Here is a 17,912-nt window from a genome sequence, read left to right on the forward strand (position 1 = left end):
GGGCTGACCGGGCAGGCCCCGGTGGGCCGGCGGGCGGGTCTGTCTCAGCCGTCGGCCCACCGGGGCGCTCTGTCCGACCGGCCCGTCGCCGTCACGGGCCGAACCCGCCCGCCTTCACCGTGTCCTGCGGTGGTCGTAGGAGATCGTGAGCCACGGCACCACCAGGCCCGACCAGAACAGGATCTGCGGCCAGGAGCGGTCGGTCCACGGGGCCTGGGTGATGAGCAGGGCGCAGAGCGTCGTGAAGGACGCCTGACCGACGACGACGCGGGCCCACACATCGCGGCGGATCAAGGACCGCACGTTCAGCCGCACGCCGGCGCGGAGCTTGCGATAGATGCGCCAGGCTCCGAAGCCCCAGATCGCCGCCATGCAGCAGAGCAGCCAGATTCGCTGGCCCAGCGGCAGGGGCAGTTCGCGCTGGACCGGGTCGTCGGCCGTGGCGAACAGGTCGATCGTCACTCCCGCCGCGACGACGCAGGCGATGGCGAGCCAACGTGTCCCGCGCAGCAGGCGGAACGTCGCCTTGTCGAGACCGCTGCGCAGTGAGGCGTCCTCGGGGGCCACGGCGAGTGCGTCGGCGTACAGTTCGGTCGCCCGGCTCGGGAGGCTCTTCTCGGGCTCGGCCGCCTTCGCGGTCTGCCGGGCCAACGCCTCGCGGTGGGTGGGGTCTATCCGGAGGATCGCGCGCTCGAACCTGTCCGCGTCCTCCTCGGCGCCCGACATCTGGGCGATGAACAGGGCGGTCTCGTACGCGTAGACCTCCTCCGGGCCCAGCCGGATCGCCTCCCGGGCCAGGGCGGCGCCCTCCTGGGCCAGGGCGGGCATGTCCTCCCGTGCGAGTTCCCGCTTCCCGGACTCCTGTGCGAACCGGACCAGGGCCCGCCGGAACACGACATCGGCGAGCATGGCGTAACCGCCCCAGAACTCCGGGCTGATGCGGACCGCCTCGCGCAGGCTCGCCTCGGCCGCGGCGATTCCGCCGGACGTGTACCGGACCGCCTGGGACCGTACGAGGAGCGCGTCGACGTACTCGGGCTGACGCTCCAGCGCCTGGTCGGTCGCTTCGAGGGCCTCCGGGAACCGCTGCCGCTTCAGCTGGGTACGGGCCAGGGCGACCCAGGCGCGGGTGTGGTCGGGGTCGTGCGCGAGAAGCTCGGCGAGGAGGGCCGCCGCGTCCTCGTAGCGACCGATCTCGTGGAGGGCCTCGGCCCGTTGCAGCTCCGCCTGGGCCGTCGTCACAGCTTCCGCCTCTTCTTGAGGTAGGTCACAAGGTCGTCGTACATCCCGCCCTCGTTGGCAAACATCGCCACGTTGCGGGCGGCGGCGAACCACGGTTCGCTCGACGGCACCACGACCTTCGCCGCGGCCAGCAGGTCCGGCGTGCCGATCATGCGGATGGTCCCGGTCCTGGCGGAGTCCAGCAGCGCGGTCTCCGCCGCCGACTCGCAGACATGGGCGAGGTCGGCGCCCGAGAGCCCGTCGGTCGCCTTGACGACGCGTCCCAGGTCGACGCCTTCCACCGGGCGTTCGCGCAGGTGGTAGCGGAGGATCGCCTCCCGGGCCCCGGCGTCCGGCGGCAGGACGAGCAGCGTGCGGTCGAGCCGCCCCGGACGGCGCAGGGCGATGTCCACGTCCCAGGGGACGTTGGTCGCGGCGAGGACGAACACGCCTTCGTTGGCTGCGGAGTCGATGCCGTCGAGCTCGGTCAGGAGCTGGTTGACGGTGTTGCGCATCCCGCTGTTCTGCGTGCGGCTCCGCTTCCCGCCGAGCGCGTCCAACTCGTCGAGGAACACGACGCAGGGCGCTTTGCGCCGGGCGGTGTTGAAGACCTCGTGCATGTTGCGCTCGGAGTTCCCGATCCACATGTCGAGGACGTCGTTCACAGACACCGAGAGGAAACTCGCGCCGAGTTCACCCGCGACGGCCCGCGCGATGAACGTCTTCCCGCAGCCGGGCGGACCGTACAGGAGCAGCCCGCCGCGCAGGCTCTTGCCGTAGAGCCTGCGCAGTTCGGGGTTGCGCATCGGCGCCAGGAACGCGGCTTCGAGGCGGTCCTTGACCTCCCGCATCCCGCCGACGTCCGCGAGGCGCACCGCCCCGGGGCCGGTCACGTCGAAGGCGTCGGCATCCCCGGGGTCGCCGCTCCCGTCCACGGTCAGCGCGGACTCCACGAAGCGCGGTTCGACGATGCCGTCGACCTCCTCCTCGGCGGCCCGCCAGTTGAACCCCGAGGCGAGGGGATCCGGCTCTGCGCCGGGCGGATCCGCCTCTGCGCCGGGCGCCGAGGCTGGCGGATCTGCCTCTGCGGCGGGCGCGGGTCCGCCCATCGCCCGCATCATCAGCTCCCGCGCGGCCGCGTCGCCCGGCGCGTGCTGAAGCGCCACCGCAGCCTCGGAGACGGCGGCCTCGGGTGCGCCGGAGGTGAGGAGCAGCTCGGCCAGGTGCAGGCGCAGCGGTACGTCGTCGGGAGCGGCGGCGACCGCGCTGCGCAGACTCCGGATCAGCGGGGGTTCCTGAGCGGAAAGATCTTCGGGCATCGTCCCTTTCTACGTGGGCCTCGTGACGGGAGTCCAGGCGGGGGGACATGACGGGTCGGGACGTCGGCGGCCGGCGGCCGGCGGTGCCCCGACCCGCGTCGAACTCAGCTGCCCGTTCGGCCCCCTCCGCCCGGGGCGAGGCGGTCGGAGAGGGCGTCCAGGTCCGGGAGGAACCAGATGTCCTGCCCCCGGTTGGCTTCGCGGACGAGGTCGGGCAGGGCCGAACTGGCAGCCAGGTGGCGGCCGATGTCCCCGACGACGACCAGGCGCAGCCGGTAGTTGGCGAACTTCTGCAGGATGTCTCCGGCGAGGCCGGTGCTCAGGTCGAAGAAGCGGTCGTCCAGCCGAGGGGAAGGCACCGCGACCACCTCCGCACCCGCGAACGCGGCACCGATCAGATGGTCCAGGGCGTCCTGAACGGTGGCGATCGACGCTCCGTCGGCCTCGCACACCAGAACCGCAACGCCGTGATGCTGGACGATGTCAGGCACGGTCCGCCCCCTTCTCGCCCACGGCCGGGGCCGAGGAGGTGAACAGGCCGCTGTCCGGGCCGAGCAGACCGTCGATCAGATGGAGCAGGTCGGCGGTGGCGGCGGCTCCGCCGAGTACGACGATCTTCATCCGGGTTCGCTCCTTGTCGTAGACCGTCTGGATGCGCAGCGACTCCGACGCTCCCCGCGCGGACTGCGCGCTTGCTGTCAGGAACGTGCTCAGGCGGTGCGCGGCATCCGGACCGAGCGCGTCGATCTGCACGATGCTGGAGACCTCGACGTGCCCGCCTGCGGTGGCCGCTGGTGGCTCGGGGGCCGTACCGCCCTCGGATGCGCCGGTCAGCGCTTCGAAGTCCTCCCTGCTGACCCGGTACTGCTTGCCGATCCGAACGGCCTTGAGCCGCCCGTCACGGACGTAGTTGCGGACGGTCCGTACGTGCAGGCCCAACCGCTCGGCCACCTCGCCGATCGAGTAGAGCTCGCGCTCATCGCTCCCCATGGCAACTTAATATACCGTATCCTTCCCTGTCCTTCTCTCCAAATGAGAACATAGGGAAGGTTGAGGAAAACTCGCTCGCCTTGGTCGTTGCCCGGCGGGTGCGGCGGATCCCGGGTAGGAAGGTGAGAAGCCAACGGCCGCCCAGTGGACAAGGAGCCCCATGAACCCCGGAACCCGGCCGCCCGATCCGCGGCACCAGCGCCCCGAAGGCGTCACCGACACAACCGTCGAGGCCCTTGGCGCCCTGTCGAAAGCGCTGGAGACCGCCGAGCGGGCACGCGGCTCCCTCTACGACTTCCACCAGCTCACCGGCAGCGCCGACCTGGCCCTCGACGACGCCGTACGGCTGCTCCGCGCCGCAGGACACGGGCCCCAGGCCGACCAGGTCGAACGGGAGATCCTCGGCCGCAACGTCATCCCCGGGCACTGGACGTTCCAGATCGTCGAGGAGTACAACACCACCTACTACGACGTCTTCCGGACGATCGAACGGCGGATCCGACAGGAGCTCGCCGAGGGCCGCGACCACCTCTACGAAGCCGAGATGAAGGCGGACCGGCGGACCGAGGGCCATCCTGACCACACCGCCGACTGACGGGCGTCCCCGGCGAGTCGGGGCCGGCGCACTCCGGCGTACGTCCCGCGATACCGGGCACACGGTGGTCACCGCTCGGAAGGAGCTCCCCATGCTCGGTATAGCCGCCGCAGTGCTGTTCTTCATCGCGTTCCTGATCAACGCGGCCGACATCTCCACCAACGACGTGTTCGCGTCGGGCAACGTGATGCTGCTCGGCCTCATGCTTCTCGCCCTGCACGTCGCGGGCGTGGGCGCGGGCAGCCGGATCGGCGGCTCCCGCAGGCGCTGAACCGTCCCCTCCACGGCGTCCACCGTCGGCCGCGTCGACGGTGGACGCCGCGGGTCGCCTTCACGCCGGGAGCCCTCCTCCCTCCCGTCGTCACCGAACGTAGCCGCACGAGATGCGGGCCGGACCGACTCCGGTGACGCTGGGGCTCCGGTCACGCACGCAACGCCGGTTGCCGACGGAGGACCGACGACGGAGGACACCCCATGAACCTGTACGACAGCCCGGTGGAGCGAGCCCGCCGCATCCGTGAACGCGCCGAGGAACTCGGCCGCGCCGCCGACCGGGCCACCGACCCCGAGCACCGGCAGCGGCTGCGGGAGAAGGCCCTGCGCCTGCTGCGCGAGGACCCCGCGGCTGATTCCCGCCCCTCGTAGGGCATCCGTAGGGGCCTCCCGCCGGCCGGCGGGAAAGCCGATTGCCCGGGCGGTCGTCGCCCGGGTAGCGTCGCCCGCCGTGACCCCGACCCTGCGCACCGAGAGGCTCCTGCTGGAGCCGTACGTCCCTGCGGACGAAGACGACTTCGTCGCCCTGTTCCAGGACACCGGAGTGTCCCGATGGATGGGTGACGGCCCCTCCTCCGAGGCGGAGGACCGGGCCCTGTTCGGACGGGTCTTCACCAAGGTCTACGCCCAGGACCTGTTCGCCGTCTGGGCCGTCCGCCGCGACGGACTCCTGGTCGGGCACGCCGAGATCAAGCGGACCGACATCGTCGACGGCCACGAGATCGTCTACGCCCTGGCGCCCTCGGCGTGGGGGTGCGGCCTGGGGACCGAGCTGGCACAGGCCGTCGTCGCCCATGGCTTCGGCGCCCTCGGACTGACCGAGGTCCACGCCACCGTCGCTGCTGCGAACGAGGCCTCTCTGACCCTGCTGAACAGGATCGGCTTCCAGCACATGAGGGACATCGAGGAGGACGACGGCAGCACCACCAGGGTGCTGACCCGCCGCCGCTGACCGCCGAGCCGACGCCGGTCTCCTCCGGGATCTCCAGGAGATCACCCCGCCGGGTCCGCAGCGCCGACGCCCGGAAGCCCGGAAGCCGGAAGCCCGGGAGCCCGGGAGCCCGAAGGAGGTTCAGCCGGCGGGCGCCACGATCGCACCCTCGACGCCATGACGCTTCAGGGCGTCCGCGACGAAACCGCCCTCCTTCATCTCCTCCACGAACGACGCCAGCAGCTCCTGCGCCGCCGCCCCTCGCCCGGCCGGCACGACCATGGCCTGCCGAATCACCATGAACCGCCCCGGCAGCACCCGTACGCCCGCATCCCGCGCGGCCTCGGCCTCCAGCAACTGCCGGATCCCGGCGGCCACCTCGACCTCCCCCGCCCGCAGGGCCGCGAGCGCGAGCGGGGCGCCCTCCAGCCGGACGACCTCGGCCCGGTGGATCTCGCGGGTGAGGAAGAGGTCGTACGCGGACCCGGCCCCGACCGAGATCCGGACGCCCTCGCGATCCACCTGGTCGTTCGCGGAGACCGGGGACCGTTCCGGCACCAGATAGCTGCCCTCGATGAGGACGTAGGGGGCGGTGAACCGCAGCCCCTCGCCCCGGGCCGGATCGACCGCGAAGAAGCCGATGTCCGCCTGCTCGGCCCGCACCGCGTCGACCGACAACGCGGTCCGCTCGAAAGCCACCAGCTCCACCGGCACCCCGAGCCGCCGCCCGAACTCCCGGGCGAGATCGACGGAGACTCCGGCCGGCTCGCCGCTCACCGGATCCCGGTGGGCCAGGATCGGGTTGCCGAGGTTGATCGAGGCACGCAGGGCGCCGCCGGGCGCGAACGTGGAGACCAGGGCGGAGGGCGTCGGCTGCTGAGACATGGAGCCGAGTCTACGAGGGGGCCTGTCGTGGTCGAAGGGCGCGCGGCCTGCGGCCGAAGCGTGTACGGGGGCAGCCGCGGCCCCACGTACTCAGGCCCCCACCGTCCCGTCCACCCCTTCCCGCAGCAGGTCCGCGTGACCGTTGTGGCGGCCGTACTCCAGCAGGACGTGCACCATGACCATCCGCAGGGAGACGTCCTTCTCCCACCGCGGCTGACGCCCCACCAGGTCCAGCGACGCCGCCTCCCGCTCGATCCGGCGCGAGGTCTCCACCTCCGCCTCCCAGGCGGAGAACGCCTCGGCCCCGGTCGAGGCGCTCGCGTCGTACGCCGCCTGGAAGTCGAACGGCCTCTCCGACCACACCATCGGCGCCGCCTCGTCCTCGAACACCCTGCGGAACCAGGCGCGTTCCACCTCCGCCAAGTGCCGTACCAGAGCCAGCAGCGACAGCGTCGACGGCTCCATCGACCGCTCGCGCAACTGCTCGTCGCTCAGCCCGGCGCACTTCATAGCCAGGGTGTCGCGGTGGTAGTCGAGAAAGGCCCGCAGTGTCTCGCGCTCACTGCCCAGGAGCGGGGGCCCGACCCGGTCGTCACTCGTCATGATCATCTTCCTCGGTTCCGTGGTGTCGGCCGACAGTATGTCCGTCAGACGTTCCCTGGGCAGCCGGGTTTCCGCGCAGCCGCCTCTAGGCTGTGGGCCATGGACGTACGAGAACTGCTGCGGCGCTCCGGGGGACCGGTGACACGGGACCGGATCGGGGACGACCTGGCCGCGCTCGGCCTCGGACCGGGCGACACCGTGATGTTCCATACGCGCCTGTCAGCGATCGGCTACGTCCCGGGCGGCCCCCAGACCGTCATCGACGCCCTTCTCGACGTCGTCGGTCCGACCGGCACGCTGATGGTTTCCTGTGGCTGGAACGACGCCCCGCCGTACGACTTCACCACCTGGCCCAGCGCCTGGCAGGACGCCGTGCGCGCCCACCACCCCGCGTACGACCCGGAACTGAGCGAGGCCGACCACACCAACGGCCGTCTCCCCGAGGCCCTGCGCCGAAGGCCAGGGGCGGTGCGCAGCCGCCACCCCGACGCGAGCCTCGCGGCGCTCGGCCCGTCCGCCGCCGCGCTGATGGCCGACCACCCCTGGGACGACCCGCACGGTCCCGGCAGCCCGCTGGCCCGCCTCGTCGCCCTCGGCGGACGGGTACTGCTGCTCGGGGCGCCCGGCGAGACGATGACGCTGCTGCACCTCGCGGAATCGCTGGCCCAGGCGCCCGGCAAGCGTTTCGTGACGTACGAGCAGCCCGTCCGCGTGGACGGCGTCCGGGTCTGGCGCACCTTCCACGACATCGACTCGACGGACGGCGCGTTCGACTACTCCCGTCTCGTGCCCGAGGGACAGGACCCGTTCGCGGTCATCGTCCGGGCCATGCTCGACGCGGGCATCGGCCGGACCGGCACGGTCGGCGCGGCCGACAGCTGCCTGTTCGACGCCGGTCCGGCCGTGGACTTCGGCGTCCGCTGGATCGAGGAGCACCTGAACGTCCCCGGGTGACAGGCGGCCCCGGCTCGCTCAGGCCAGCCGCACCTTCACCGTCTGCGTTGCCCCGCGCGTGCCGGACAGGTCGCCGAAGACCAGGCGCAGCGACGCCCCCGTGGTGGCCGAGGCAACCGTCGCCGGCTTCGACACGACCGAGGCGACGGCCCGGTTCCAGGTGAGGGTCAGGCTGGTGCGCATCCGCATGGGATCGCTCACGCACACCGTCGCCGTCCCGTCGGTGTGCTCGGTGACCATGACCGAGCACGGGGCGTCCGCGACCAGCGGCCCGACGCTCCCGCCGAACCAGAAGTTGACCGCCGTCAGCCCGAGCGAGGGGACCGCCACCCCCTGCTGGTCGTCCGTGTTGGCGAGCACCCGCAGCCAGCCGCTGTCCGCCGCCCGCGCCGCCGTGCGCTGCTCGGACGCGCCGGGCAGCAGCTGGTACGCGTACGTGGCGTCCGACGGGTCCGTGCCGTGGTCGAACCAGAGGGTGAGGTACTTCCGGGAGACCGGGTCCGTGGACCCCGCGGTGTTGATGTCGCGCCAGCGCCCCGTCCGGTTCTCCCGCAGCGCCTTCACGGTGGCCCCGCCGGGGAAGACGTAACCGCCGTGCCCGGCGAGATGCGCCCAGGACGCGCCGGTCAGCGTCGCCGACCAGGGGGCGGCGACCGGTTTCGCCGAACCGTTCACGGTGAACGGGGCGTTGCCGGTCGGCCCGAGGTTGCGGTTGTCGACGGTGCTCTCCGCGGCCGCGCCGTCGCGGCCGTGGATGCCCGCCCCCAGGCAGACCACGGTGTCGTCGAGGAAGAACCACGACTTCTTCGCCATCAGCGTGCTCGACAGCCCCTTCAGGTACTGCCCCACGGCGGCGCGCTTCTTGTCGGTGACCCCGCCGACCCAGTTCACATCGGGAAGCGAAACGCCCCAGTCGCCGCCCGCCCCGTCGGCGAGCACCTTGCGCGAAGCCGTGGTGCCGGGCAGCCGGTACGGGTCGACGGTGGGCCAGAAGGCGTCGCTGTACTGGCCGTTGGCGAAGGTGTCGCCCCACCAGTAGAGCATTCCGGAACCGGTGTGCCAGCCGCGCAGGTTCTCGCCGTTGCCGACCTCGTAATAGGTGATCCGCCGGTCGGCCATGCTCAGCGACGCCGCCCAGCCCGGACGGCGGTGCGTGGCCCGGGCCATGTCGGGGAAGAGGCGGTGGCCGTCCGGCTCGGGGAGCGGGGGGAGCGAGGTGTCGTCCAGGGCGCTCTTGATCCGGGCCAGTGCGGTGAGCCCGAGCGAGGGGTTGTCCATCGGCGGGCTGTAGTAGTCGCGTTGCGCCCAGCCCTTGACGAGCGCGCGCCACCGGGTGTTCTCGGCGGCCGACGCGCCCCGGCCCAACAGCACGATGGAGGCGAGGATCGGGTGGCCGCGCCGGTGGTCGTCGACCTCGCCGCGGCTGATGGCGCGCCCGGCGACGGAGTCCATGACGAGGCCGTTGTAGAGGAACGGGGCCCAGGCGTTCTCCACCGCGTCGAACACCACCTGCCGCTTCGGATCGCTGACCTCCCAGGTCGTCCCCTTCAGCAGCGCGAACAGCAGCCCGAGCCCGCCGAGCATCACCGATCCGTAGCTGCCGGTGTAGGGCACGGTGGTGTGCTGGATGAACGAGCCGTCGGCGTAGAGGCCGTCGCCCTTGGTCACCAGCGGGAACACGGGGGAGAGGGCGTCCCGGGCCAGCGCGATCTTCGCCGCGCTCCCGCCGACGACCCCGCGCAGGGCCAGCACCCGGCACAGGTCGACCCGGTTCGCCCCGGTGCTGGTCCCGGTGTACGAGGCGACGGCGGAGTCCGGTACGAAATGGTCGACGGCGGCGCAGTAGCGGGCGAGCCGCGCCGGGGTGATGGCGTCGTACATCAGCACGCACACGTCCAGCAGTGCCTGCGGCGCGCCGATCTGCCAGCTGTACCAGTTCCCGTACCGGGTCTGGCCGTCGTTGTAGATCTGGGTGTTGAGGTGCTCCAGGCCCGTGAGCACGGCGTCGCGCAGGGCGGAGTCCCCGGTCAGGCCGGTGCCCTGCTGGCGGTAGGCCTGGGCCATGGTGTTGAGGCGGATGAAGCTGTCGGCCATCCGCCCGGAGAAGACGTACGACTCGGGGTCCGTGTCCGGGTCCGGATCGGCGAACACGGCGTCGGGCCAGAGCGAGCCCTCCGCCGGGGCCATCGTCTCCAGCCACTGCGACGCCTTCGTGCCGAGATCGGCCAGCCGGCTCTTGAAGGGCTCGGCGGTCGGGCTGAAGCCCTCGCCGAGGATCAGCGCGCTCCAGGTGGCGCGGAGCGCGGCGTACGGATCGTCCTCGGCGGCGGACACCGCGCTGGGACCTGCGGACGGATCTGCGGACGCGGCGCCGGGCGTGGACAGCGCCAGCGCGCCGCCGCCCGAGGCGGTGAGCACCGCGGAGGTGGCCAGGAAGGTACGGCGGGACCAGGCAGAAGTCATGGGAGAGCTCCGGGTCGGTGACGTGTCTCCGGCGGGAACCCGGCGCGCGGAGCGCTGAGCTGATCCGGGATCCGACTGTTCTGAGCGGGCGGGCACTTTCTAGCAGCCGCCAGGCGACTCGCTCAATGACTTTGGCCGAATTGATCGTGTCGATCGCTTCTCGGGGCGTGTATGCGGCCGCTGAGTGTGCTCCGGCGCGCGCCCGTCGCACCGGGGCAAAACCACGCTCGGATCGTTTCGAGCGGATGTGATCGATATGGTTGAGCCCTGCCGGACGGCGGCCGCCCGGAGTCGGAGTCCACGCGCTTGCGTCGCCGGAACACCGTCGGGCAGGGGCCCAGCCGTCTCCGAGTCCAGGGGGATCCATGCGACTGCACGTCGATCAGCGCCACGAGCGGGTGCTCGAGCTCGTCCGCGAGCGCGGCAGCCTGCGCGTCGCCGAACTCGCCGAGGAGCTCGGCATGTCCGCCGTCACCCTGCGCCGGGACGTCGAGGCGCTGGCCGCCCAGGGTCTGGTGGAGCGGCTGCACGGCGCGGTGGTGTGGCCCGCCGGGCAGTCCCGGCCCGCCCCCGCGACCCGGCCTCCCGCCGAAGGGCTGATCGTGGGAATGGTGGTGCCGACCACCGAGTATTACTACGCGGACGTGGTGCGCGGCGCCCGGCAGACCGTCGAGGCCGCGGGCGCCCGTCTGACGATCGGCCTCTCTCGCTACCTCCCCGACGAGGACGCCGCCCAGGCCCGCCGGCTGCTGTCCACCGGCGCCGACGGGCTCCTGCTCACACCGAGCTGGGAACGCGGCTGCCCGGAGCAGGGTGAGGGGCTGTGGACGGTGGAGCAGGAGACCCCGGTCGTCCTGGTGGAACGCTCGGCGCCCCTCGGCCATCCGGCGGCGCGCCTGGACCGGGTGCGCTCGGACCACGCGCACGGGGCCGCCGAAGCGGTGGCACACCTGGCCGGGCTCGGGCACCGGGCGATCGCGCTCGCCGTGCAGGACAGCCCGACCGCTCCCCGGCTCCGGGTCGGCTACCGGGCCGCCGTCGAGGCGCTGGGGCTGACCCCGGTGTCGGCCTCGCCGCTGGACGACGCCCCGTCGCGGTCGGAGGCCGATCGTTTCGAGCGGACGCTGGAGTACCTGTGCCAGGGCGTGGCGAGCGGCAACGTGACCGCCGCGATCGTGCACAGCGACGCGGACGCGATCGTCCTCATCCCCCGGCTCCAGGCCAGGGGGGTGCGGGTGCCCGAGGACCTCGCGGTGATCGCGTACGACGACGAGGTCGCCTCACTCGCCGACCTGCCGCTCACCGCCGTGGCCCCGGACAAACACGCGGTGGGCGCCGCCGCCGCCCGGCTCCTGCTGTCCCGCCTCGGCGTCGGCCGGCCTGGCGCGACGGACGCCGCAGAGGCGGGCTCGGACACGGGAGCGGCGGGCCGGGGTTCCGGCGCCCGGCGGCACCTGGACATCCTGCCCACCCTGCGGGTCCGGGTCTCCTGCGGGGCGGCCGCCGCTGCTCCCTGACCGGCGAAGCACCGCGCCACGAGCCGTGCCCCGGGTCAACAACCCCTGCGGGCACGGCTTTTCGTATTCCCGGGGCTCGACGGTCGCCACGGGCGCGCCCATGACTCACTGGTGATCGATTCGATTGAATTGGTCATGTGCTCTTGACGGCGATCGGTTCTGCGCAAAATGATGTGTGCCGTTCACCTCATCTCCCGCAGTTCGAGGTCCCGTAGGAGTCGGCCCATGCCCCGTACCGCCCGCACGTCCCGCCTCGCCCTCGCGGCGTCCGCCGCCTCACTCGCCCTGCTCGTCACCGCCTGCGGCGGCTCGGGCTCGGACGCCTCGGGCCCCGGCGACGGCAAGCCCGTCACCCTCACCTTCTGGTCGGCCACCGCGGGCGCCAAGGAGACTGCCGACGCCTTCAACAAGACGCACACCGACGTCAAGGTGAAGTTCTCCATGGTGCCCGCAGGTCCCGAGGGCGTCACCAAACTGTCCAACGCGGTCAAGGGCGGCAACGCCCCCGACGTGGCCACCATGGACTACTCCGCCCTGCCCGAGTACGCCAGCGAGGGCAACCTGGAGGACCTCACCCCCAGCTCCGGCGACCTGGTGAAGAAGGAGTTCCCCGAAGCGGTCCAGTCCCTGGTCAACCTCGGCGGCTCCACCTGGGCGGTCCCCTTCGACGTCACGCCCATTCAGCTCTTCTACCGCAAGGACCTGTTCAAGAAGCACGGCGTCGACGTGCCGACGACCTGGGCCGCATACCGTACGGCCGCCGAGAAGATCCACGCCGGCGACCCCGACGTCACCATCACCAACTTCGGCGGCGGCGACCCCGCTCTCCTCTCCGGCCTCGCCTGGCAGGCCGGCGCCCGGTGGTACGGCACGAGCGGCGACGCCTGGAAGGTGAACATCGACGACCCGGCCTCCCGCAAGGTCGCCGCCTACTGGGACGACCTCCTCGCCGACGGCCTCGCCTCCAAGACCCCGCTCTGGGGCGAGGGCGAGAACAAGGAACGCGCCACCGGCAAGGTCGCCACCATCATCGGCGCCGCCTGGAGTGCTGGGAACTTCCCCGTCAGCTACCCCGACGCGAAAGGCAAGTGGGGCATAGCGCCCCTGCCCACCTGGGACGGCAAGGCGAGCACCGGCATGTACGGCGGAACCTCCTACATCGTGCCCAAGGGCAGCGAACACACCGAGGCCGCCGCCGAGTTCATCGAGTGGGTCACCACCGACCCGGCGGCCATGACCGCCCGCCTCAGCTCCCTCAAGGCCCCCAGCAGTGCCCTGCCCGCCAACGAGGGCATGCGCGCCGCGGCGGCGAAGGAGTTCGACAACTCCTACTTCGGGGACCAGGACGTCTACACCGTGGCCGGCGAGGCAGCCGACACCATCGTGCCCGGCTGGACCTGGGGCCCGGTCCAGCAGCAGGTCACGTCGGTGCAGATGGCCGCGGGCGGCGACCACACGAAGATGCTGAGCTCCGGTCAGGCGAAGGGCGAGAGCGCGGTCACCGACCGCGGCCTGAAGCTCGACAAGTAGCCGCGCGGCTGCCCGGGACACGCCGTGCCGGGCAGCCCCTGCCTCTCCCCGCCCACCACCCCATCCCGCCGAAGGAGCACCAGGTGGCAGCCCCACTCGCCCGGCCGGCCAAGACCCCGGCACCCCCGGCCGCGCCGCCGCCCGCCGTATCCGTCGTATCCACGGGACCGGGAAAGCCCGGCGCCCCGGGCGGCCCCGGCGCACGACGCGGACAGCGCCGGGCCGTCGCCCTGTTCACTGTCCCCTTCTTCGCGCTCTTCGCCGCCGTCACCGTCCTGCCGCTGATCTACGCGGCCTGGATGAGCCTCTACCGGGAGGAGTCCTCCGGCCTCGGATTCGGTGGAACCGAGCGCGTCTTCGCCGGGTTCGGCAACTTCACCGAAGCCCTCGGCAACGAGGCGTTCCTCCGCTCCTTCGGGAACATCGCCCTCTACTGCGCGCTCTACATCCCCGCGATGGTCGGCGGCGCGCTCATCCTGGCCCTGCTCGTCGACTCGACCATGGCCCGGGCCAGGCGCTTCTTCCAGATCGCCTACTTCCTGCCGCACGCTGTGCCCGGCCTGATCGCCTCGCTGATCTGGCTCTACCTCTACACACCGGGCCTCAGCCCCATCACCGACGCCCTCGACGCGTTCGGCGCGCACTGGAACTTCTTCGGCGAGGACGAGGCGATCTTCTCCGTCGTCAACATCTCCGCCTGGCAGTGGACCGGCTACAACATGATCATCTTCTATGCGGGTCTCCAGGCCGTTCCCCGCGAGGTCCTGGAAGCCGCGACCGTCGATGGAGCCGGGGCCCTGCGCACCGCCCTCCAGGTCAAGATCCCCATGATCCGGCCGACCGTCGTCCTGACCCTGCTGTTCACCTGTGTCGGCGCCATCCAGCTCTTCGACGCCCCCAAACTCGTCCAACTGCGCGCCAACACCATGGGCGAGGACTGGTCCCCGACCATGTTCATCTACACCGCGGCCTTCAAGGGCCACGACTACGGCCTGGCCGCCGCGAGCTCCCTGCTGCTCGCCCTCGTCGCCGGCCTGCTGTCCTTCGTCGTCACCAAGCTCGGCAACCGGTGGAAGGCCTCATGAGCACCCAGACAGCCAGCCGCGAGGCACCGACCGCAGCCACCCGGCGCGATGGGGCCGAACGCCGCACCGCACCACGGACGCCCGCACGCCGAAACCGCACCGGCGGCCTCACCTCCCGCGTAACGGTGAACGCCGTGCTCGCCGTCGTCGCCGTCTACACCCTGATGCCGCTGACCTGGCTCCTCATCGCCTCCACCAAGAGCTACCGGGACCTGTTCGCCACCAACCCGTTCAGCCTCGGCGACTTCGCGTTCCTGGCCAACCTGAACGCCCTCCTGGAATACAACGACGGCGTCTTCGTCCGCTGGATGCTCAACAGCCTCCTCTACACCGTCGTCGCCTCCCTTCTCTCCACCCTCATCTCCGTCGCCTGCGGCTACGCCTTCGACAAATACGCCTTCCGCGGCCGGGAGAAGTGGTTCGGGGTCGTCCTCGTCGGCGTCCTCATCCCCTCGACCGTCGTCCAGCTCCCGCTGTACCTGATGGCCTCCGAACTGGGCCTCGTCAACACCTACTGGGCTGTCCTGATCCCCAGCCTCGTCAACCCCTTCGGCGTCTACCTGGCCCGCGTCTTCTCCGAGGGTTACGTGCCCGGCGAGATCCTCGAAGCGGCCCGCGTCGACGGAGCCGGCGAGGTGCGGACCTTCGTGAAGGTCGCTCTGCCGATGCTCGCGCCCGGCTTCGTGACCATCTTCCTGTTCTCCTTCACCGCGAGCTGGAACAACTTCTACGGCGCGCTCATGATGCTCAACGACGACCGGCTCTACCCGGTCAACCTGGGCCTGTTCATGTGGAACCAGAACGTCTACCAGCAGCCGGAGCTCTACCCGCTGGTCATCATCGGCTCCCTCGTCGCCGTCGTCCCCCTGATCGTCGCCTTCCTCTGCCTCCAGCGCTTCTGGCGCTCGGGCCTCACCGCAGGAGCCGTCAAGTGAGCCACTCCGCCCCGCACCGGGGGACCCGCCCCCGCACCGTCCTGGCGATGAGCGGCGAGACCCGCGCGGCGATCCTGGCCCCCGAAGCGCTGGACCGGCTCGCCCGCGTCGCCGACCTCGACCCCGGCCTCCTGGTCACCGACTTCGGCGCCGACGACCCCGCCCAGCGCACCGGGCTCCACGAGGCCGAGGTCCTGTTCACCGGCTGGGGGTGCCCCCCGCTGGACCCGGCCGCCCTGAGCGCCATGCCCCGGCTGCGCGCGGTGGTCCACGCCGCCGGTTCCGTCAAACACCACATCACCCAGGACGTCTGGGACCGGGGCATCGCGGTGAGCACCGCCGCGACCGCCAACGCCTTCCCGGTGGCCGAGTACACGGTCGCCGCGATCCTCTTCGCCAACAAGGACATCCTGGAGAGCGCCCGCGTCTACCGGCAGGCACGCTCCCGGGTGAACCTCCTCGAACGCTTCCCCGGCGTCGGCAACTACCGCCGCACGGTCGGCATCGTGGGCGCCTCCCGCATCGGACGCCGCGTCGTCGAGCTGCTGCGCCCCTACGATCTGCGCGTCCTGGTCCACGACCCGTACCTCGGCGAGGCGGAGGCCCGGGTCCTCGGCGTGGAGCGGGCCGGACTCGACGCCCTGGCGGCAGAGAGCGACGTCGTCAGCATCCACGCTCCCGAACTCCCGGGAACCCGCCACCTGTTCGACGCCGGGCGCCTCGCGCTGATGCAGGACGGGGCGACCCTCGTCAACACCGCGCGCGGTTCCCTGGTGGACACCGACGCGCTGGTGAAGGAGCTGGCCACCGGCCGCCTGAACGCCGTCCTCGACCACACAGAGCCCGAGGTCCTGCCCGCCGAATCACCCCTCTACGACCTGCCGAACGTGCTGCTCACCCCGCACATCGCCGGCTCGCAGGGCGGCGAGCTCCACCGGCTCGCCGACGCCGCCGTCGACGAGCTGGAACGGTACGCGCACGGCCTGCCGTTCGCCCACGCGGTGGACCCCCGCACCCTGCACCAGCAGGCCTGAACCCGTCCCCGTACCCACCCGCGTACCTTCGGGAGACCCGCCATGTCCCGTGCCCGCCGCGTGCTCGTCGTCGGCATCGACGGAGTGCGCCTCGACACCCTGAACCGGGTGCCCACCCCGCACCTCGACACGGTCGCCGACGCGGGCTTCCTGGCCCCGGTGACGGTGACCGAGGGCACGCCCACCATGTCGGGGCCGTGCTGGGCGACCATCGTCACCGGCGTGACCGTCACCAAGCACGCCGTGTGGAGCAACGACTTCAGCGGCCACCGCCTCGGCGTCTTCCCGGACTTCGCCACCCGCCTGGCCCGCCAGGACGGCCGCCGCACCTATGTCGCGGCGGCCTGGGAACCGCTGGTCACCGTCGCCGACAGTGGGCCGATGTTCCGCCGGCCCACCCGGCTCACCCACCACGCACCGGCAGCCGACACCCCCGCCGCCTGGGAGGAGGCCGACGCCTCAACCGTGCGCGACGCGGCGGCCGTCCTCACCCACGAGGACCCCGAGGCGTCCTTCGTCTACCTCGGCGCTCCCGACGAGACGGCCCACCACCTCGGCTGCGGCGACGCGTACGAGGCATCGGTCCAGGAGGCCGACCGCCGTCTGGGCGACCTCCTCGCCGCCCTGCGCGCCCGGCCCTCGTACGACGGCGAGGCCTGGACCGTCCTCGTCGTCACCGACCACGGGCACCGGGACGAGGGCGGCCACGGCGGCGGCAGCCCGGCCGAACGCACCGCCTGGCTCGCCTGCGCGGGCCCGGACATCACCGCCGGGGCCCGCCCCGCCCGCCCGGTCCGGCACGAGGACGTCGCCGCCCAGGTGTACGCGGCCCTGGACCGTACGCCCGACTCGCACTGGACCCTCGACGGCCGCCAGGTGCCCACCGTCCCGCGCGGTGTGCTCCTCGACATGGACGGCACGCTCGTCGACACCGAGCCGCTCTGGCTGGAGGCGTCACGCGCCGTCGCGGCGGCCCACGGCCACACCCTCACCGAGGAGGACGGGGCCGCGGTCCTCGGCCGCACCTGCGCCGACACGGCCGTCCGCCTCGTACAGCTGTGCCCGGAGCCCACCACGGTCGGCGCGCTGGAGACCGAGCTGGAGGACACGTTCCTCGCCGCGGTCGAAGCGGGCGTGGAACTGCGGCCCGGGGCCCGCGCCCTGCTGGACCGGCTGGAACGGGAAGGCCCGCCCGCGGCTCTGGTGTCGGCCTCACCGCGCCGGGTGGTCGAGACGGTCCTGCGTACGTTGGGCGGCGAGGTGTTCCGTACGACGGTGGCGGACGGCGAGAGCGACCGCTCGAAGCCCTTCCCGGACCCCTATCTGAAGGCGGCCGCGCGCCTGGGGCTGCCACCCGAAGCCTGCTTGGCGGTCGAGGACAGCCCCACCGGCGTGGCCGCCGCCGAGGCGGCGGGCTGCCGGGTGCTGGCCTTCCCCTCGCAGACGCCGATCACACCGGCCCCGGGACGACGGGTACGGCCGGATCTCACGGCCCTGCTGCGGGAGTGGGAGTCGGGGGAGCGGGCCCTGACCTGACGCCGTGAAGACGCCGGGGCCGACGGGCAGCACGCCCGCCG

General features: G+C 72.1%; 18 protein-coding genes. 11 read left to right on the forward strand and 7 right to left on the reverse strand.

Annotated elements, in window-relative coordinates; genetic code table 11:
* Positions 1–114: 114 nt before the first annotated feature.
* The 4 genes from ACFWM7_RS22475 to ACFWM7_RS22490 all read right to left on the reverse strand — a co-directional run bounded on the left by ACFWM7_RS22475 (position 115) and on the right by ACFWM7_RS22490 (position 3,530).
* On the reverse strand, positions 115–1,242 hold the full coding sequence (locus tag ACFWM7_RS22475; RefSeq protein ID WP_383263247.1) for a tetratricopeptide repeat protein: 1,128 nt from the start codon (positions 1,240–1,242) through the stop codon (positions 115–117).
* A complete protein-coding gene (locus ACFWM7_RS22480; protein WP_383263249.1) occupies positions 1,239–2,540 on the reverse strand; it encodes an ATP-binding protein in 1,302 nt (433 codons plus the stop codon). The genes ACFWM7_RS22475 and ACFWM7_RS22480 overlap by 4 nt, the downstream gene beginning before the upstream one ends.
* Before the next feature lie 104 nt (positions 2,541–2,644).
* Positions 2,645–3,031 carry a DUF4180 domain-containing protein gene (locus ACFWM7_RS22485; RefSeq protein ID WP_383263250.1) on the reverse strand — a complete coding sequence of 129 codons (387 nt, stop codon included), beginning with the start codon at positions 3,029–3,031 and terminating at the stop codon, positions 2,645–2,647.
* On the reverse strand, positions 3,024–3,530 hold the full coding sequence (locus ACFWM7_RS22490; protein WP_383263251.1) for a helix-turn-helix domain-containing protein: 507 nt from the start codon (positions 3,528–3,530) through the stop codon (positions 3,024–3,026). Before ACFWM7_RS22490 ends, ACFWM7_RS22485 begins: the two co-directional genes overlap by 8 nt.
* Before the next feature lie 160 nt (positions 3,531–3,690).
* On the opposite strand from ACFWM7_RS22490, the gene ACFWM7_RS22495 reads away from it, so the two are divergent.
* The 4 genes from ACFWM7_RS22495 to ACFWM7_RS22510 all read left to right on the forward strand — a co-directional run bounded on the left by ACFWM7_RS22495 (position 3,691) and on the right by ACFWM7_RS22510 (position 5,350).
* Complete coding sequence (locus ACFWM7_RS22495; RefSeq protein WP_383263253.1) at positions 3,691–4,125, forward strand: hypothetical protein; 435 nt, start codon at positions 3,691–3,693, stop codon at positions 4,123–4,125.
* Positions 4,126–4,216: 91 nt separating this feature from the next.
* On the forward strand, positions 4,217–4,396 hold the full coding sequence (locus ACFWM7_RS22500; RefSeq protein ID WP_265599667.1) for a hypothetical protein: 180 nt from the start codon (positions 4,217–4,219) through the stop codon (positions 4,394–4,396).
* A 203-nt stretch (positions 4,397–4,599) separates the two neighbouring features.
* Complete coding sequence (locus tag ACFWM7_RS22505; RefSeq protein ID WP_383263255.1) at positions 4,600–4,770, forward strand: DUF6381 family protein; 171 nt, start codon at positions 4,600–4,602, stop codon at positions 4,768–4,770.
* 79 nt (positions 4,771–4,849) lie between these two features.
* Positions 4,850–5,350 carry a GNAT family N-acetyltransferase gene (locus ACFWM7_RS22510; RefSeq protein ID WP_383263257.1) on the forward strand — a complete coding sequence of 167 codons (501 nt, stop codon included), beginning with the start codon at positions 4,850–4,852 and terminating at the stop codon, positions 5,348–5,350.
* A gap of 120 nt (positions 5,351–5,470) precedes the next feature.
* On the opposite strand, the gene ACFWM7_RS22515 is transcribed toward ACFWM7_RS22510, so the two are convergent.
* Both ACFWM7_RS22515 and ACFWM7_RS22520 read right to left on the reverse strand, forming a co-directional pair.
* Positions 5,471–6,214, reverse strand: a complete 744-nt coding sequence (locus ACFWM7_RS22515) for a transporter substrate-binding domain-containing protein (RefSeq protein WP_383263258.1) — start codon at positions 6,212–6,214, stop codon at positions 5,471–5,473.
* A gap of 90 nt (positions 6,215–6,304) precedes the next feature.
* Positions 6,305–6,817: a DinB family protein gene (locus ACFWM7_RS22520; protein ID WP_383263259.1), complete on the reverse strand. Its 513-nt coding sequence runs from the start codon at positions 6,815–6,817 to the stop codon at positions 6,305–6,307.
* A 99-nt stretch (positions 6,818–6,916) separates the two neighbouring features.
* On the opposite strand from ACFWM7_RS22520, the gene aac(3) reads away from it, so the two are divergent.
* On the forward strand, positions 6,917–7,771 hold the full coding sequence (gene aac(3), locus ACFWM7_RS22525) for an aminoglycoside 3-N-acetyltransferase (protein ID WP_383263261.1): 855 nt from the start codon (positions 6,917–6,919) through the stop codon (positions 7,769–7,771).
* 18 nt (positions 7,772–7,789) lie between these two features.
* On the opposite strand, the gene ACFWM7_RS22530 is transcribed toward aac(3), so the two are convergent.
* The gene (locus tag ACFWM7_RS22530) at positions 7,790–10,234 is read right to left on the reverse strand and encodes a polysaccharide lyase 8 family protein (protein WP_383263262.1); all 2,445 of its coding nucleotides are present in this window, start codon (positions 10,232–10,234) and stop codon (positions 7,790–7,792) included.
* Between the two features lie 365 nt (positions 10,235–10,599).
* On the opposite strand from ACFWM7_RS22530, the gene ACFWM7_RS22535 reads away from it, so the two are divergent.
* The 6 genes from ACFWM7_RS22535 (at position 10,600) to ACFWM7_RS22560 (ending at position 17,871) form a co-directional block, all read left to right on the forward strand.
* Positions 10,600–11,751, forward strand: a complete 1,152-nt coding sequence (locus ACFWM7_RS22535) for a substrate-binding domain-containing protein (protein ID WP_383263263.1) — start codon at positions 10,600–10,602, stop codon at positions 11,749–11,751.
* Between the two features lie 225 nt (positions 11,752–11,976).
* Positions 11,977–13,281: an ABC transporter substrate-binding protein gene (locus ACFWM7_RS22540; protein ID WP_383263265.1), complete on the forward strand. Its 1,305-nt coding sequence runs from the start codon at positions 11,977–11,979 to the stop codon at positions 13,279–13,281.
* Positions 13,282–13,364: 83 nt separating this feature from the next.
* A complete protein-coding gene (locus ACFWM7_RS22545) occupies positions 13,365–14,366 on the forward strand; it encodes a carbohydrate ABC transporter permease (RefSeq protein ID WP_383263266.1) in 1,002 nt (333 codons plus the stop codon).
* A complete protein-coding gene (locus ACFWM7_RS22550; RefSeq protein ID WP_383263268.1) occupies positions 14,363–15,301 on the forward strand; it encodes a carbohydrate ABC transporter permease in 939 nt (312 codons plus the stop codon). Before ACFWM7_RS22545 ends, ACFWM7_RS22550 begins: the two co-directional genes overlap by 4 nt.
* Before the next feature lie 47 nt (positions 15,302–15,348).
* The gene (locus ACFWM7_RS22555) at positions 15,349–16,335 is read left to right on the forward strand and encodes a hydroxyacid dehydrogenase (RefSeq protein ID WP_383263270.1); all 987 of its coding nucleotides are present in this window, start codon (positions 15,349–15,351) and stop codon (positions 16,333–16,335) included.
* Positions 16,336–16,377: 42 nt separating this feature from the next.
* Positions 16,378–17,871, forward strand: coding sequence for an HAD-IA family hydrolase (locus ACFWM7_RS22560; RefSeq protein WP_383263269.1), 1,494 nt, complete (start codon positions 16,378–16,380; stop codon positions 17,869–17,871).
* Positions 17,872–17,912 lie beyond the last annotated feature (41 nt).

This window comes from Streptomyces sp. NPDC058375 (genome assembly GCF_042723425.1).
Lineage (GTDB): Bacteria > Actinomycetota > Actinomycetes > Streptomycetales > Streptomycetaceae > Streptomyces > Streptomyces durocortorensis.

Coding starts and splice junctions, on each gene's coding strand:
- ACFWM7_RS22490 (WP_383263251.1), bottom strand. CDS start 3,530: ATGGGGAGCGATGAGCGCGAGCTCTACTCGATCGGCGAGGTGGCCGAG.
- ACFWM7_RS22520 (WP_383263259.1), bottom strand. CDS start 6,817: ATGACGAGTGACGACCGGGTCGGGCCCCCGCTCCTGGGCAGTGAGCGC.
- ACFWM7_RS22505 (WP_383263255.1), top strand. CDS start 4,600: ATGAACCTGTACGACAGCCCGGTGGAGCGAGCCCGCCGCATCCGTGAA.
- ACFWM7_RS22530 (WP_383263262.1), bottom strand. CDS start 10,234: ATGACTTCTGCCTGGTCCCGCCGTACCTTCCTGGCCACCTCCGCGGTG.
- ACFWM7_RS22495 (WP_383263253.1), top strand. CDS start 3,691: ATGAACCCCGGAACCCGGCCGCCCGATCCGCGGCACCAGCGCCCCGAA.
- ACFWM7_RS22515 (WP_383263258.1), bottom strand. CDS start 6,214: ATGTCTCAGCAGCCGACGCCCTCCGCCCTGGTCTCCACGTTCGCGCCC.
- ACFWM7_RS22550 (WP_383263268.1), top strand. CDS start 14,363: ATGAGCACCCAGACAGCCAGCCGCGAGGCACCGACCGCAGCCACCCGG.
- ACFWM7_RS22500 (WP_265599667.1), top strand. CDS start 4,217: ATGCTCGGTATAGCCGCCGCAGTGCTGTTCTTCATCGCGTTCCTGATC.
- ACFWM7_RS22555 (WP_383263270.1), top strand. CDS start 15,349: ATGAGCGGCGAGACCCGCGCGGCGATCCTGGCCCCCGAAGCGCTGGAC.
- ACFWM7_RS22540 (WP_383263265.1), top strand. CDS start 11,977: ATGCCCCGTACCGCCCGCACGTCCCGCCTCGCCCTCGCGGCGTCCGCC.
- ACFWM7_RS22535 (WP_383263263.1), top strand. CDS start 10,600: ATGCGACTGCACGTCGATCAGCGCCACGAGCGGGTGCTCGAGCTCGTC.
- ACFWM7_RS22560 (WP_383263269.1), top strand. CDS start 16,378: ATGTCCCGTGCCCGCCGCGTGCTCGTCGTCGGCATCGACGGAGTGCGC.
- ACFWM7_RS22480 (WP_383263249.1), bottom strand. CDS start 2,540: ATGCCCGAAGATCTTTCCGCTCAGGAACCCCCGCTGATCCGGAGTCTG.